The sequence below is a fragment of the Streptomyces sp. NPDC111656 genome (genome assembly GCF_055656965.1).
The window spans coordinates 301,986-317,135 of the sequence record NZ_JBVKCA010000009.1 but is presented as its reverse complement, the minus strand read 5'-3'; the positions used below and the strand labels follow the sequence as shown (position 1 = coordinate 317,135).

Sequence of the window (15,150 nt, the reverse complement as noted above, 5' to 3'; positions counted from 1 at the left end):
AGCCTCTGCTTCACGTAGGGGTGACGAGGGTGCGGGCGACGAGTCGGGCCAGCAGGCGGGTACGGGGGATCATCCGGGCGACCTGCACATGCTCGGTGTCCGCGTGGGCACCGCTGCCGACGGCGCCCAGACCGTCCAGCGTCGGGCAGCCCGCGGCCGCCGTGAAGTTGCCGTCCGAGGCGCCGCCGACGGCGACCCCCCGCAGCGGTTCCTGGCCCAGCTCCGACGCGATGCGGGAGGCCAGGGCGAACAGTTCGGCGGAGGACTCCGGTTCCATCGGCGGCCGCTTCTTGCCGCCCCGTACCGTCAGGCGGGCGTCGGGGGTCCGGGTGGTGAGCGCCCGCATGAGCTCGTCCGTCCGGTCCTGAGCCGCCAGGGTCGGCACCCGCACGTCCACCGATACGCTCGCCAGCGCGGGCACGGTGTTGAGCGTGCTGCCTGCCGACATCAGGGTGGGCGTGATGGTCGTCGCCCCCGGAACCGGACAGGTGGTGTCGACGGCACCGGCCGAGGCCACAAGACCGGCGATGGCCAGCACTTGGTGAGCGGCCTCGACTGCGGCGTTGATCCCCCTGTGCGGTTCCAACCCCGCGTGGGCGGCCTTGCCGTGCACCACGACCTCATACCGTGAGGTGCCCTTTCGGGCGGTCTTGAGCGCGCCCGCCTCGTTCGCGGACGCCTCCAGCACGAAGGTGGCCGCGCAACCGAGCGCAACCTCCTCGATCAGCTCCCGCGAGGTCGGGGAGCCGATCTCCTCGTCCCCGTTGACCAGCACGCACACGCCCTCCGGGGACGGCAGGGAGGCCAGCGCGTGGAACATCTGCACCAGCCCCGCCTTCATGTCCAGGACCCCGGGGCCCCTGGCGATCCCGTCGGCCACCGACCAGGGGTGGGTCTCCAACGAGCCCACGGGCCACACCGTGTCGTGGTGTCCCAGCAGCAGCACGCGCGGTGTGCCGAAGGTCCACCGCAGATGGGTCACACCGTCGACCACGATCGTCTCCGGCGCCGCGCCCAGCAGTCTCGCTCCGAGGGCGCCGACCACCTCGGCGCTGCGGGCCAGTGCCGCGTGGTCGGCGGAGAAGGACTCGCAGACCACCAGTTCCTCGAGATCGGCCAGCATCGCAGGCAACGCGGTCACGCTTCCTCCTCGGATCGGCGACGTCATCAGACGCTACGAAGGGGCTGGACATTCCACCAGCGACTGGATTGCATGGAAGCCATGCGCTGAAGGAATGTGTCGGGGGATGCGCTGGAGGCGATGTGCTCGAGATCGACGCGCTGCGTCTGCTGGTGACCGTGGCCGACACCGGGTCGTTCACCGGCGCCGCGGTCCGGCTCAACTACACGCAGTCCGCGGTGTCCCGGCGGATCGCCTCCCTGGAACAGCAGGCAGGGGGACCGCTGTTCGACCGACTCCCCCGTGGAGTACGGCTGAATCCCGCGGGTCGGGCGCTGCGACGCCACGCCGTGGACGTACTGAACCGTCTGTCGCGGGCGGAGCAGGAGCTGACCGTGATCCACGCGGGCCACGGCGGGATGCTCCGTGTGGGAGCTTTCGCGACGGCGAACATCTCGTTGGTGCCCGCCGCCCTGCGGGAGTTCGGGCGGGCCAGGCCGGACGTCTCGGTCGTCGCGGTCGAAGGCCGCAGCGCCACGCTGATGGAGCGCCTCGCGGAGGGGGAGCTCGACCTCGCCGTGGTCAGCGACTATCCGTCCGGTCTGCCGTCGGCCGACGGCATCACGACGGCCGCGCTGCTGGAGGACGAGTTGTTCGTCGCCCTCCACCGCGAGCATCCCCTGGCCGGGTCCGGCTCGATCGACCTGCGCGATCTGCGCGACGAGGCGTGGCTCCAGGACGCGTACGGCGACCGTCCCACGATGCTCGCCGACGCCTGCGCCCGGGCCGGCTTCAGCCCCAGGAAGATCATCAGAATCGCGGAGTGGACCGGCAAGTTCGGCTACGCGGCCGCTGGTCTGGGAGTGGCGCTCGTCCCTTCGCTGGCTGCCTGGGCGGTCCCTGCCGAACTCGCCCTGTGCCGCCTCGACGACCCCGCTCTGCGACGGACGATCCACCTGGCGCTGCCCGCCGCCCCGCTCCCGGCGGCGCTGAAACTACGGGATTTGCTGCGCGAGCATGCTGAGGACCGTCTCGGGACGCTCCCGTAGTCCACACCGCTCCGGGCGGCCTGTGACGCGCGGTAACACACTCTGTGACGTAGGGTCAATCCCTGGGGTGGATTCCCCTGGGTGGAATCCAGGGGGGTTCTTTGAGGAGGGGGCGAATTGGGGCTGGAGCCGGTGCGGTTCTCGGTTCTGGGGCCGGTCCGTGCCTGGCGGGCGGGAACGGAGCTGGACCTGGGGCGTCCTCAGGAGAGGGCGCTGCTGGCGCTGCTGCTGGTGCGGGCCGATCAACCGGTCGGCATGGGCGAGATCGTGGGCGCGCTGTGGGGGCACCGCCCGCCGCAGAGCGCCGTCAACGTGGTACACCGTCTCGTCGGTGCGCTGCGCCGGCTGCTGGAGCCCGGACTGCCCGCACGGGCGACGGGCCGCTGGCTGGTACGGGACGCGGGCGGCTACCGGCTGCTCACCGACAGCGGTTCCCTGGACCTCCTGCGCTTCCGTGAACTGCGGGACCAGGCCCGGCAGGCCGCCGCGGAGGGGGTGCCCGCACGCAGCGCGGAGCTGTTCGCCGCGGCGCTGTCCCTGTGGCAGGGGCCGGTCGCCACCGGGATCGGCGCGGAGGTACGGGCGCACGCGGCGTTCGGCCTGCTCGGCCGCGAGTACGTCACCGCCGTACAGGAGGCGGCCGACGCGGCGCTGCTCGTCGGTCTCCCCGGCACGGTCCTGCCCGCATTGCAACAGGCCGCCGCCGAGCACCCGTTGGACGAACCGCTGCTGTCACGGCTGATTCTCGCGCTGGCCGCCGACGCTCGCCGTGCCGAGGCACTGAGCACCTACCGGGAGGCCTGTGCCCGGCTCGCCGGTGAGCTGGGCATCGACGCGGGTCCGGAGCTGCGCGAAGCCCACCGGACGGTGCTGCTGAACGACCCCGCCACGGAGGCTTCGGACGTATCCCGGACGGACGTGGCCGAGACGGGCGCGGTCGCCCCCGGGTCCGATGAAACGGGCCCGGGTTCCGCCGATCCGCGGACGCCTCCGGTGCCGACTCCCGCCCAACTCCCCCACGACCTGCCGACGTTCACCGGGCGGGCACCCGAACTGGACGAGGTACTCGGGCCGCTCACCGGTGAGAGGGCGCCCGCGGAGACGGTGGTGTTCGGCGCCATCGGCGGGATGGCCGGAATCGGGAAGACCACGCTGGCCGTGCACTGGGCCCACCAGATCGCCGACCAATTCCCCGACGGGCAGCTCTACGTCAATCTGCGGGGGTTCGACCCGTCGGGCGCCGTCATGAACCCGGCCGAGGCCGTGCGCGGGTTCCTGGACGCACTGGGCGTGCCGCCCGAGCGCGTCCCGCACGGCGTGGACGCCCAAGCCGCGCTCTACCGCAGCCTGTTGGCCGGGCGTCGCTTCCTCGTCCTGCTGGACAACGCCCGCGACACCGACCAGGTGAAACCGCTGCTCCCCGGCACCCCCGGGTGTCTCACCATCGTCACCAGCCGCAACCAGCTGTCCGGGCTGGTGGCCGCGCACGGAGCCCGCTCGCTGACCCTGCGTCCCTTCGACGCCGACCAGGCCCGCGCCTTCCTCACCCGGCGGCTGGGCGCCGCGCGCATCGACGCCGAGCCCCGGGCCGTGGCCGAGATCACCGCTCTGTGCGCCGGGCTGCCGCTCGCCCTGGCCTGCGTCGCCGCCCGCGCGGCCACCCACCCCGACTTCACCCTGTCGGCGATCGCCGCCGAACTCCGCGAGGCGCACGGCAGTCTGGATGCCTTCGCCCGCCCCGACACCTCGGCGGACGTCGGCGCGGTCTTCTCCTGGTCCCTGGCCGCCGTCTCCGCCCCGGCCGCCCGGCTCTTCCGGCTGCTCGCCCTGCATCCCGGCCCCGACCTCTCCGTACCGGCCGCGGCCGCCCTCGCCGGACGTCCGGTGCGCGCAACCCGGCGGCTGCTGAGCGAACTGACCGGCGTCCACCTCCTCAACGAACACGCTCCCGGCCGGTACGCCTTCCACGACCTGCTGCGCGCCCACGCCACCGAACTCGTCCGCACCCAGGACTGCGAGGAGGAGCGCGGCGCGGCCGTCCGGCGGCTGTTCGAGCACTGTCTGCACACCGCCCGCGCGGCCGGTCTGCTGCTCGCCCCGCACGACGACCCGATGCCGCTGGAGCCGCCCGCTCCCGAGAGCGTCCCCGAGCCGCTCGCCGACGACACCGCCGCGCTGGCCTGGCTCGCCGCCGAATACGCGGGGCTGCTCGCCGTCGTCGACGCGGCCGTGGGCTCCGGTCACGACCGGCTCGCCTGTCTGCTCGCCTGGGCCCTCGAGCCCTTCTTCGACCGGCGCGGAGCCTGGCACGACTGGGCGGTCGTCGAACAGACCGCGCTCGACGCCGCCGAGCGGCTCGGGGACCCGGCGATGAAGGCCCGCGGACTGCGGGCGCTGGCCCGCGCGGAGGGCAGGCTGGGCCTGCACGACCGCTCGCGCCCGCGTCTCGAACGCGCTCTGGAGCTCTTCACCGGGCTGGGAGACGCGGTCGGACGGGCCGACACCCACCGAAGTCTGGGCTGGGACAGCGAGCAGCGGGGCGACCTGCCCGGTGCCCTGCGCCACAACCAGCTGGCCCTGGAGCTGTTCCGGAGCGCCGGCCTGCGAGCCGCGCAGGCCAGCGTCCTCAACTCCGTGGGCTGGTACCACGCCCTGCTCGGCGAGCACCGGCAGGCGCTGAGTCACTGTTTCGAGGCCCTGACCATGCTTCAGGACCTGGGGGACCGCTACGGCCAGGCGGGCACCTGGGACAGCATCGCCTACGCCTACCAGCACCTGGGCCGCCATCCGCACGCCCTGCTCGGCTACCGCAACGCGCTCTCCCTCTACCAGGAGCTCGGGGTGCCGTATCCGGAGGCCGAGACCCTCACCCGCCTCGGCGACACCCACCTCGCGATGGGCAACCACGCGAGCGCCCGCGCATCCTGGCGGGCGGCCCTCGTCCTGCTCACCGGACTCGGCCACCCCGACGCCGAACTGGTCCGCGCCCGACTGCGTGAACGCGCCGAGCGACTCGGCTCCGCCTGAACGCGCGCGAACGCCCGGACCGCGCAGACGCCCGCGATCCACAAGGGCGAGCACGGACGTCGAGAATTTCCTCAGTCGGGACCCTGGGCCCGACCTCTCACCTCGGGAGTCCTCATGATCGACTCGGTGATGCCGCGCGACACCGCACCGGTCCGTCGTCTCTTCCGGCTGCCGGACACGACCGACGACGCGTTCCTGCACCTGGGCCTGCACGTCCAGGGCTCGGTCTCGGTGACACGGGGCGGCACCCAGGTGTTCCTGGCCCCCGGCGACCTGGTGTTCCACGATCCGGCCCGGCGTGACCACCTGCGTTTCAGCGGCCCTTGCCGGCTGACGGTCTTCCGGGTGCCCCGCGGTCACCTGGGGGTGTCGCCCTCGGACCTGCAGCGGGTCATGGGCCGGCGCGTGCGGGGCGACGAGGGCGTCGGCGCGCTGGTGTCCCACTTCCTCTCGGCGCTCGCCGCCGAGACGGACTTCCGCAGGTCGAGGACGGGCCACCGGCTCGCCCGCTCCGCCGTCGACCTCGTCGCCGTGCTCGTCATGCAACTCCTCGGCGAGGAAACCCCCGACGCCTCGGACGTCGGCACCGAGACGGTGTCCCGGATCCAGGCCTTCATCGAAAAGCATCTGACGGATGCGGACCTGTCACCGGAGTCGATCGCGCTCGCCCACCGCATCTCCGTCCGCTACCTGCACAAGCTCTTCCAGCAGGAGGGCTCCACGGTGGGCCAGTGGATACGGCGGCGCAGGCTGGAAGCGTGCCGGCGCGAGCTGGGCCGGAGCGCGAACCGCAGGCCGAGCGTGGCCGCCGTGGCGCAGCGCTGGGGGTTCACCAGCCCCTCGCACTTCAGCCGCACCTTCCGGGACGCCTACGGCATGTCCCCCAGCGCATGGCAGAGTTCGACGAGGTGATGCGGTTCGAGGTGCTGGGCCCGTTGCGGGTCCGGCGGGCCGAGCGGGAACTCGATCTGGGGTTCCCGCAGCAACGCGCCCTCCTGGGGCTGCTCATGGTGCGGGCGGGGCGGCCGGTGCAGGTGAGCGAGATCGTGGAGGTGCTGTGGGCGAGCCGTCCGCCGGCCAGCGCCCCGAACGTGGTGCGCCGGTACGTGGGTGCGCTGCGGCGGCTGCTCGAACCGGGGCTGCCGCCCCGGGCGCCCGGCCGCCGTCTGTCGCGCCGCACCGGTGCCTACCTCCTGGACGCGGAACCGGACGAGATCGATCTGCTGAGGTTCCGCGAGCTCACCCTGCGGGGCAGGCGGGCGGTCGCCACCGGTCGGCCCGAGGTGGCGGTACGGCAGTTCGTCGGGGCCCTCGGCGAGTGGCGCGGGCCGGTGGCGATGGGGCTCCCCGCGTCGGCTCGCGAGCACGCCCTGTTCCGCGCCGTGGAGCACGAACTCGTGCTCACCACACGGATGGCGGCCGACGCGGGCCTGCTGTGCGGCACGGCGGGCCTCGTGCTGCCGAGCCTGCGGCGGGCCGTCGAACTGGAGCCCCTGGACGAGTCCCTGCACGCCCGGCTCGTGATGGTGCTGGCGGCCTGCGGACTGCAGGCCGAGGCGCTGACGGCGTACGAGGAGGTACGGCGCCGACTGGCCGCGGAGTTGCGGGTCGCCCCGGGCGCCGAGCTGACTGAGGCCCACACCCGGGTCCTCCGCCAGGAGGTGCGCGCGTCCGTGCCCCCGGCGCACCGACCGGTCAGGACAGCGCTGTCCGAACCGGTGAAACCCCTCGCCCGGCCCGCCCAGTTGCCGCCCGGCCTGACGGTCTTCGCCGGTCGGAGCGAGGAACTCGGGAAGCTGACCGCCCTCGCCGGGGCGGCGGCGTCCTCCGGGGCACCCGGGACGATCCTGGTCAGCGGAATGGCGGGCGTCGGGAAGACCGCGTCGGTCGTGCGCTGGGCCCACGAGGTCGCACATCGGTTCCCGGACGGTCAGCTCTACGTCGAGCTGCGCGGCCACGACGCGGCCGCCGGGCCCGCGCCGGAACCCGTGGAGGCGCTGCGCGGGTTGGTGGTGGCACTCGGAGCACCGCCCCGGTACCTCCCGGACGACGTGGCCACGCTCACGGACCTCTACCGCGAGCTGCTGACGGACCGCCGGGTCCTCGTCGTGCTCGACGACGCCGCCCGCACCGAGCACGTACGTCCGCTGCTGCCCACCGCCCCGGGCTGTCTGGCCGTGGTCACCAGCCGTGACCGGCTGCCCGGTCTGATCGCCTCCGGGGCCCGGCCGCTGCGTCTGGAACTCCCGTCCGCCGCCGACGCCCGCGCCGCACTGGCCCTGCGCGTCGGCCATCGCCGGTCGGCCGCCGAGCCCGAGGCGACCGAGGAGATCATCGACCGCTGCGGCCGGCTGCCGCTGGCCCTGGCCATCGTGGCCGCGCGCGCCGTCAGCCGCCCCGACTTCCCGCTGGCCGCCCTCGCCGCCGAACTCCGCGCCGCGCACGGGAGCCTCGACGCCTTGGCGAGCGTCGGCGGGACGGCCGACGCCCGCGCCGCGTTCGCCGCGTCCCACCGGTCGCTGCCGCCCGGCGACGCCCGGCTCTTTTGCCTCGTGGCGCTGCACCCCGGCCCCGGCATCGCGGCGGACACCGTCGCCGGCCTCGCCGGTCTGTCGCCCCGAGAGGCCCGGCCGATCCTCGGCCGTCTCGCCGACGCCCATCTCGTGTGCGAAGACGCGCCGGGCCGCTACACCGTGCACACCCTGCTGCGCGCGTTCGCCGCCGAGCTCGCGGAGGCCGACGAGGCCGCCGCGACGGAGTCCCTGTCACTCCCGCGTCACTCTTTTTGAACTCGCCCCGACCTACTCTCCGAGCGGAGTGGACGACCGTCCCACGAGGCGTCGTCGCTCCTCTCGACAGTTCGGCAGGGCTCGGAGGCAACGGCGGATGACGTTCAGTTCCAGCACCACTCGGAGCGACCGCGGTGAGACGGGTGAGACGGGTGGGACCGGTAGGTGCCGCATGCCCATGGGCCTCGACATCGTCGTCTCGGGCACGGCGCCCGCGGAGCTGCCCGGGGCGGGCCGGCCCTACCCGGCCCGGCGGGCACACCGGTTGGTCGCCCGGGACAGCGGCGAGTACCTCTTCGTAGGCATACGGGGCGCGGCAGGCGTACGAGGCAGACGCGACGTACGGGGCGGGAGCGGCGCGGACGGTCCGTGGCAGCCCGAGGACGTCTTCCTCGGGCCGGGAGACATCTGCTTCTACGACGCGCATGGTCCGGCGACGCTCGACTTCCCCGAGCGTTTCCGCATGAAGGTGTTCCTCGTGCCGTACGAGTCGCTCGGGCTCGACGCGGCCGATGTGGCCCGGCTCGCGGGGACGCCGGTACCCCGTGTGTCCCGGCTGGGCAGCCTGCTGTCACCGTTCCTGTCCGAACTCGCCGACACGGCCTCCTCGTCCCTGCCGCCGGTCGGCGAACTGCTCGCCTGGAACGCCGTGAACGTGCTGGCCACCCTCGCCACCGAGCGGCTGAACCGGGACGCCACCGCGACGCCCGACGCCCGGACCCCGCTGAGGTCCCGGATCCTGGAGTTCATCGACCTGCACCTGACCGACGAGGACCTCTCCCCCGAGACGATCGCCGGGGCCCATCACATCTCCGCGCGCTATCTGCACCGGCTCTTCCAGGACGAGGGCACCACGGTCGGCCGGTGGATCCAGCGGCGCCGGCTCGAGGAGTGCCGCCGGGACCTGATGATCCGGGCCCGGGGCGGTCGGACCATCGCGGCGGTGGCCAACCGCTGGGGGTTCATGAGCGCCACCCACTTCAGCCGGGTCTTCCGGGCCGCGTACGGCATGTCGCCCAGCGAATGGCGGGACACGGTCGGCCGCGCCACGCCCACCGGCCACCGCTGAGACGGTCGACGCGTTGGGCGCGAGACGGTCGACGCGTTGGGCGCTGTGAGTTCAACGGCGGTGCGCTGACGGACCATTCACGCCCGCACCGCGCCTCTAGCGTGGCTGCGAGGCCGGAGCATCGCCCGGCCTCGCCCCCAGGAACGACGCTTCAGGAGATTCCCATGTCCGACGCCGTAGAGCCGGTCAAGCCCGTACTGGAACCGGCCGCCGCCGCTTTCGCGGAAGCCACCGCCAATCCGCCGTACCTGTTCGACCTCGCCCCGGCGGAGGGTCGCAAGGCCGTCGACGAGGTGCAGTCCGGCGAGATCGAGCTGCCGAACATCGACGAGGAGTGGATCACCGTCCCGGGCGGTCCGACGGGCAGCGTCCGGGCCCGGATCGTCAAGCCCGCCGGCGTCACCGGCATCCTCCCGGTGATCCTCTACATCCACGGCGCGGGCTGGGTGTTCGGCAACGCCCACACCCACGACCGCCTGGTCCGCGAACTGGCCGTCGGCGCCGAGGCCGCGGTGGTCTTCCCCGAGTACGACCTCTCGCCCGAGGCCCGCTACCCCGTCGCCATCGAGCAGAACTACACGGTCGCCCAATGGGTCGTGCAGCAGGGCGCGTCCAAGGGCCTGGACGGCAGCCGCCTCGCGGTGGCCGGCGACTCCGTCGGCGGCAACATGACCGCCGCGCTGACCCTGATGGCCAAGGAGCGCGGCGATGTCCCGCTGCTCCAGCAGGTCCTGTTCTACCCGGTCACCGACGCGAACTTCGACACCGGCTCCTACCACCAGTTCGCCACCGGCTACTTCCTGCGCCGCGACGGCATGCAGTGGTTCTGGGACCAGTACACGACCGACGAGGCCGACCGCGCCCAGATCACCGCCTCCCCGCTGCGCGCCACCACCGAGCAGCTCACCGGCCTGCCCCCGGCCCTGGTCATCACCGGCGAGGCCGACGTCCTGCGCGACGAGGGCGAGGCCTACGCGGGCAAGCTCCGCGAGGCCGGCGTGCCCGTCACCGCCGTCCGCTTCCAGGGCATCATCCACGACTTCGTGATGCTCAACGCCCTGCGCGGCACCCACGCCGCCGAGGCCGCGCTGACGATGGCCACCCGCACGCTGCACACCGCGCTGCACGCGGGCTGACCGGGTCCACAAGACCGACGTCCACAAGACCGACAAGGAGAAACAGTCATGTCCGGGAACACCACCCCCACCGCCCTGCTCGTGCACGGTGCCTTCGCCGACGCCGCCAGCTGGTCCGGCGTCATCGCGGAACTGCAGAACCACGGCATTCCCGTCGTCGCGCCGCCGAACCCGCTGCGCTCCCTCGCCTCCGACGCCGCGTACATCGCCTCGGCGGCCGCGCAGATCGACGGCCCCGTCGTGCTGGTCGGCCACTCCTACGGCGGCGCGGTCATCACCGTCGCGGGCATCGCGGACAACGTGGTCGGCCTGGTCTTCGTCGCGGCGTACGTCCTCGAGGAGGGCGAGAGCCTGGGCGAGTTGCAGGGGCGCTTCCCCGACTCGCCGCTGGGCAGCAGCCTGAAGCAGGCCACGTATCCGGTGGAGGGCGGTGACCCGGCCGTCGAGGTCACCATCGTCCCCGAGGCGTTCCCGGCCGTCTTCGCCGCGGACGTCCCCGCCGATGTCACCAAGGTGTTGGCGGTCGCCCAGCGTCCGCTCGCCGCCGGGGCGTTCACGGAGACGGCCACCGCCGCCGCGTGGAAGACCAGGCCGTCCTGGGCCCTGGTCGCCGCCGCGGACCAGGCGATCAACCCCGAGGTCGAGCGCTTCGGCGCGAAGCGTGCGGGAGCGACGATCGTGGAGGTCGAGGGCGCCTCGCACGCCGTCGCGGTGTCCCGGCCGAAGCTGGTCGCCGACCTGATCCGCGACGCGGTCCGCGCGACCGGCTGAGCGAGCCGACGGCGGCCGTGTGGAGGTACTCCCCCGTGGTCACGGGAGCGCGGACGGGAGGGGGAGCCGGATCGTGAACGTCGTCGAGCCGGGGCGGCTGGTCACCTCGATGGTGCCGCCGTGGGCCCGCACCAGTGAGCGGGCGACCGCGAGGCCCAGCCCGCTGCCGCCGCGGTCGCGGCTGCGGGCCTTGTCGACGCGGTAGAACCGGTCGAAGACCCGTTCCTGGTCGGCGGCCGGGATCCCGGGCCCGGAGTCGCAGACCCGCACGACCGCCGTGCCGGGCGAGCCGACGCGTACCGCCTGCCCCGCCCCCGTGGCCGACACCTCCAGGCGCACCTTCGTCCCCGCCGGGGTGTGCATGGCGGCGTTGGTGAGCAGGTTGTCGAGGACCTGCCGGATACGCAGGGGGTCCAGGCGCAGGCGCACCGGGTCGGGGCCGGCCGTCACGGACAGCACGTGCTCCCCTCGCCCGGCGCGGAAGGCGTCCGCGGCCTCCCGCGCCAGTTCCGTCAGGTCCGCGTCCTCCAGCCGCAGCGGGGTCTCCACCTCTGCGGCGTCCAGGCGGGCGAGGAGGAGCAGGTCGTCGAGGAGTACGCCCATCCTGGCGGCCTCGGCGCGCAGCCGGGCCAGGTGCTTCTCGCGTTCCTCGGGCTCGTTGGCGGCGGCGTACTGGAAGAGGTCCGCGTAGCCGCGTACCGACATCAGGGGCGTACGCAGCTCGTGCGAGGCGTCCGCGACGAACCGGCGCAGTCGCTGCTCGGCCTCGGTGCGGACGGCGAGCGCGTCGTCGATGTGCTCCAGCATGGTGTTGAACGCGGTGCGCAGTTCCTCGACCTCGGGTCCACCGCGCCCGCCCCCGGCCCGCACCTCCAGCCCCGCCGAGCCGGTGAGGTTGTGCGAGGTGATGCCGCGGGCGGTGTGGGCCATGTCGCTGAAGGGCTTCAGCCCGCGCCGCAGGACCGTCCGGCCGATCACGACGAGCCCGAGCAGGGCGAGCGCGAAGGTGACGACCTGGACCGTGATCAGCTGCCGCACGGTGGCCTGCATGTCCTGCATGGGTGCCGCCGTGACGAGGACGACGCCGGGTTCGACCTCGCAGGCACGCAGCTTGTACGTGCCCTCCCCCGCGATGTGCGCGGTGCGCAGCAGGTGCGCGTCACCTCCGTCCGGCAACGCCTGGGCGACGGCGGTGAGCTCGGCGGTGTCGGCGGGGACATCGGCGGGCTTGCGCAGGACCGCCGTACGGCCCTGGACGTCGTACACGGCGGTGAACCAGCCGTAGTAGGGCCGCCGCTGGACGATGCCGTGCGCCTGGGCGTCCTTGGACTGGGTGACCTGGACGAGCTTCATCTGCTCGCCGAGCTGACGTTCGAGGTACTCCTTCATGTACGTCGTCAGGGCCGTGCCGACGACGGCGAACACGACGAGGGACAGCACGCCGATGCCGAGGGCCAGCCGGGTGCCCAGGCGTGTGCGGCGGTAGGCGCCCCGCAGACGGCGCAGCGCACCGCCGGTCCCGGGGCTGCTCACTCGGCGACCTGCCGCACCACGTACCCGACGCCGCGCACGGTGTGGATGAGCGACTCGCCGCTGTCGGACTCGCCGTTGCCGTCGAGCTTGCGGCGCAGCCGGCTGACGACGAGTTCCACCACGTTGGAGCGGCCGCCGAAGCCGTACTCCCACACGTGGTCGAGGATCTGGGCCTTGGTGAGGACGGTCGGCGACTTGCGCATGAGGTAGCGCAGGACCTCGTACTCGGTCGGGGTGAGGGTGAGCAGCCGGTCGGCGCGCCGCACCTCACGGGTGTCCTCGTCCATCGTCAGGTCGGCGACCTGGAGCACGGAACGCTGGAAGCCGGGGCCCGCGGCCCTCCGCAGGACGGTCCGCAGCCGCGCCATGAGCTCCTCCACGGCGAACGGCTTGACGAGGTAGTCGTCGCCGCCTCGAGTGAGGCCCGCGACGCGGTCCGCGACGCCGTCGCGGGCGGTGAGGAAGACGACGGGCACCATCGTCCCGGACTGCCGCAGCCGGTCGAGGACGGCGAACCCGTCGAGGCCGGGCAGCATCAGGTCGAGCACCACGATGTCGGGGTGGAACTCGGCGGCCCGGCGCAGCGCGTCCTCTCCGGAGTACGCGGTCATCGCCTCCCAGCCCTCGTAGCGGGCGACCGTCGCGACGAGGTCGGCGATGGGAGGGTCGTCGTCCACGACCAGAAGGCGCACTTTTTCCACCTGCTCATAGTGCGTGACGTGGCCGCCGACGCCATAGCCGCCGGCGTCCCTGATCCACATCGATAAACACTTGAAAGTTGAGCGACAGGAAAACGACAGCTCTCACCGGGCAGGCTCGGTGTCCCCACACCCGAACGAGGAGCTGCTCTCCGTGACCACTGTCGAACGTGTCCAGCCGCCCCCGACGGCGATACGCCCGAAGGTGGTGGCCCGCACCGGGCTGTACGCCCTGCTGGCCGCGAACGCGGCCGTCGTGACCGTGTTCTTCCTCCAGGCCGGGCCCGGCCCGGACACCCTGATCATGCTCGGCCGGCTGGCGGGCCTGTACGGGGCGCTCCTGATGGCCTTCCAGCTGCTGCTGGTCGCCCGCCTGCCGTGGCTCGACCACCGGATCGGCATGGACCGGCTGACCTCCTGGCACCGCTGGGTCGGCTTCGGCCTGCTGTGGACGCTGCTGTCGCACGCGCTGCTCATCACCCTCGGCTACGCCGGTGCGGCGGCGCGGCCGGCGGACCTCTGGGACGAGCTGGTGGAGCTGGCCACGACGACCGAGGGCGTGCTGCGGGCGATCGTCGCGCTGGCCCTGATCCTCGTGATCGGCGGGGTGTCGGCGCGCTTCGCGCGACGCCGGCTGGCCTATGAGACCTGGCACTTCATCCACCTCTACACGTATGTCGCGGTGGTGCTGGCCTTCACGCACCAGGTCGCGGTGGGCACCACCTTCACCACCTCGTCCGCGGCCACCGCCTACTGGTGGGGCCTGTGGGGCGTGGCGCTCGGTTCGGTGTTCCTGGGCCGGGTGGTCCTTCCGGTGTGGCGGAACCTGCGCCACCAGCTGCGGGTCTCGGCCGTCGTCCCCGAGTCCGACAACGTCGTCTCGATCTACGTCACCGGGCGCGACCTCGACCTGCTGCCCGCACGGGCGGGACAGTTCTTCCTGTGGCGGTTCTTGACCAAGGACCGCTGGTGGCAGGCCAACCCGTTCTCCCTGTCGGCCGCTCCGGACGGCAATCGGCTGCGGCTGACCGCGAAGACGGCCGGCGAGGGCACCGCGGCCCTGCGGCACCTGAAGGTGGGCACGCGGGTCTTCGCCGAGGGCCCCTACGGCGCCTTCACCACCCTGCACCGCACGCGCTCGGAGACCCTGCTCGTCGCGGGCGGTGTGGGCATCACCCCGATCCGGGCCCTGCTGGAGGACCTGCACGACCATGTCGTCCTCATCTACCGGGTGGCCACGGACCGGGACGCGGTGCTCCTCGACGAGCTGCGGGAGCTCGCGTGCGCCAAGGGCGCCGAGCTGCACGTGGTGACCGGACCGGCCACGCCGGACAAGCTGGCGCCGCGCGAGCTCGCCCGGCTCGTGCCGGACGTAGCGGAACGGGACGTCTTCGTGTGCGGGCCGCCCGCCATGACGAGCGCGGTGCTGCGCACCCTGCGCGACCTGGGCGTGCCCGGGCCGCAGATCCACTTCGAGCGTTTCAGCCTGGCGGGATGAGAGAGACACCGTGAAACGAGCACTGCCTGTAGTGGCCCTGTCCATCGCCGGTCTGATCCCGCTGTGGCGCTACGCACCGTCGAGCGGTACGACGACGACCACCGAGGTCGCCGCGCCCGCCTCGACCCCGTCTTCATCGTCTTCGTCTTCTTCATCCTCTTCGTCGCCTTCCTCGTCCGCGTCGTCCTCGCCCGCGGCCTCCCAGGTCGTCCAGGGCTCCACCGTCAACACCTCCAAGGGCGCCGTGCAGGTGGAGGTGACCTTCGAGGGCGACAAGATCAGTTCGGTGCGGATGCTCCAGCAGCCGAACCACCCGCAGACCACGGCTGCCGTGCCGAAGCTGATCCAGGAGACGCTCCAGGCCCAGAGCGCCGACATCGACTCGGTGTCCGGCGCCACCATCACCAGCGACGGATACGTGACGTCGCTGCAGGCCGCCCTCGACGCGAAGGGATAGCGG

General features: G+C 72.9%; 12 protein-coding genes. 9 read left to right on the top strand and 3 right to left on the bottom strand.

What is annotated here, in order from left to right:
* Positions 1 to 10 precede the first annotated feature (10 nt).
* Complete coding sequence (locus tag ACZ7M3_RS27150; protein ID WP_472066473.1) at positions 11 to 1,123, bottom strand: M20 family metallopeptidase; 1,113 nt, start codon at positions 1,121 to 1,123, stop codon at positions 11 to 13.
* Between the two features lie 140 nt (positions 1,124 to 1,263).
* Between ACZ7M3_RS27150 and ACZ7M3_RS27145 the strand changes: the two genes are divergently transcribed.
* The 7 genes from ACZ7M3_RS27145 (at position 1,264) to ACZ7M3_RS27115 (ending at position 10,961) form a co-directional block, all read left to right on the top strand.
* On the top strand, positions 1,264 to 2,169 hold the full coding sequence (locus ACZ7M3_RS27145; protein ID WP_472066323.1) for a LysR family transcriptional regulator: 906 nt from the start codon (positions 1,264 to 1,266) through the stop codon (positions 2,167 to 2,169).
* 117 nt (positions 2,170 to 2,286) lie between these two features.
* Complete coding sequence (locus tag ACZ7M3_RS27140; RefSeq protein WP_472066321.1) at positions 2,287 to 5,196, top strand: AfsR/SARP family transcriptional regulator; 2,910 nt, start codon at positions 2,287 to 2,289, stop codon at positions 5,194 to 5,196.
* A gap of 114 nt (positions 5,197 to 5,310) precedes the next feature.
* Positions 5,311 to 6,108, top strand: a complete 798-nt coding sequence (locus tag ACZ7M3_RS27135) for a helix-turn-helix domain-containing protein (protein ID WP_472066319.1) — start codon at positions 5,311 to 5,313, stop codon at positions 6,106 to 6,108.
* Positions 6,087 to 7,985 carry an AfsR/SARP family transcriptional regulator gene (locus tag ACZ7M3_RS27130; protein WP_472066317.1) on the top strand — a complete coding sequence of 633 codons (1,899 nt, stop codon included), beginning with the start codon at positions 6,087 to 6,089 and terminating at the stop codon, positions 7,983 to 7,985. The genes ACZ7M3_RS27135 and ACZ7M3_RS27130 overlap by 22 nt, the downstream gene beginning before the upstream one ends.
* Before the next feature lie 178 nt (positions 7,986 to 8,163).
* Positions 8,164 to 9,054, top strand: coding sequence for a helix-turn-helix domain-containing protein (locus tag ACZ7M3_RS27125; protein WP_472066315.1), 891 nt, complete (start codon positions 8,164 to 8,166; stop codon positions 9,052 to 9,054).
* Positions 9,055 to 9,218: 164 nt separating this feature from the next.
* Positions 9,219 to 10,190, top strand: coding sequence for an alpha/beta hydrolase (locus ACZ7M3_RS27120; protein ID WP_472066313.1), 972 nt, complete (start codon positions 9,219 to 9,221; stop codon positions 10,188 to 10,190).
* Positions 10,191 to 10,238: 48 nt separating this feature from the next.
* Positions 10,239 to 10,961 carry an alpha/beta fold hydrolase gene (locus ACZ7M3_RS27115; RefSeq protein ID WP_472066311.1) on the top strand — a complete coding sequence of 241 codons (723 nt, stop codon included), beginning with the start codon at positions 10,239 to 10,241 and terminating at the stop codon, positions 10,959 to 10,961.
* Between the two features lie 39 nt (positions 10,962 to 11,000).
* Here the strand turns inward: ACZ7M3_RS27115 and ACZ7M3_RS27110 are convergent, their stop codons facing one another.
* Together ACZ7M3_RS27110 and ACZ7M3_RS27105 are read right to left on the bottom strand one after the other, a co-directional pair.
* Complete coding sequence (locus ACZ7M3_RS27110; protein ID WP_472066309.1) at positions 11,001 to 12,494, bottom strand: sensor histidine kinase; 1,494 nt, start codon at positions 12,492 to 12,494, stop codon at positions 11,001 to 11,003.
* A complete protein-coding gene (locus tag ACZ7M3_RS27105; protein WP_257016522.1) occupies positions 12,491 to 13,255 on the bottom strand; it encodes a response regulator transcription factor in 765 nt (254 codons plus the stop codon). Before ACZ7M3_RS27105 ends, ACZ7M3_RS27110 begins: the two co-directional genes overlap by 4 nt.
* A 91-nt stretch (positions 13,256 to 13,346) precedes the next feature.
* Between ACZ7M3_RS27105 and ACZ7M3_RS27100 the strand changes: the two genes are divergently transcribed.
* A complete protein-coding gene (locus ACZ7M3_RS27100; RefSeq protein ID WP_472066307.1) occupies positions 13,347 to 14,690 on the top strand; it encodes a ferredoxin reductase family protein in 1,344 nt (447 codons plus the stop codon).
* Between the two features lie 10 nt (positions 14,691 to 14,700).
* A complete protein-coding gene (locus ACZ7M3_RS27095) occupies positions 14,701 to 15,147 on the top strand; it encodes an FMN-binding protein (RefSeq protein WP_472066305.1) in 447 nt (148 codons plus the stop codon).
* Positions 15,148 to 15,150: the final 3 nt, after the last annotated feature.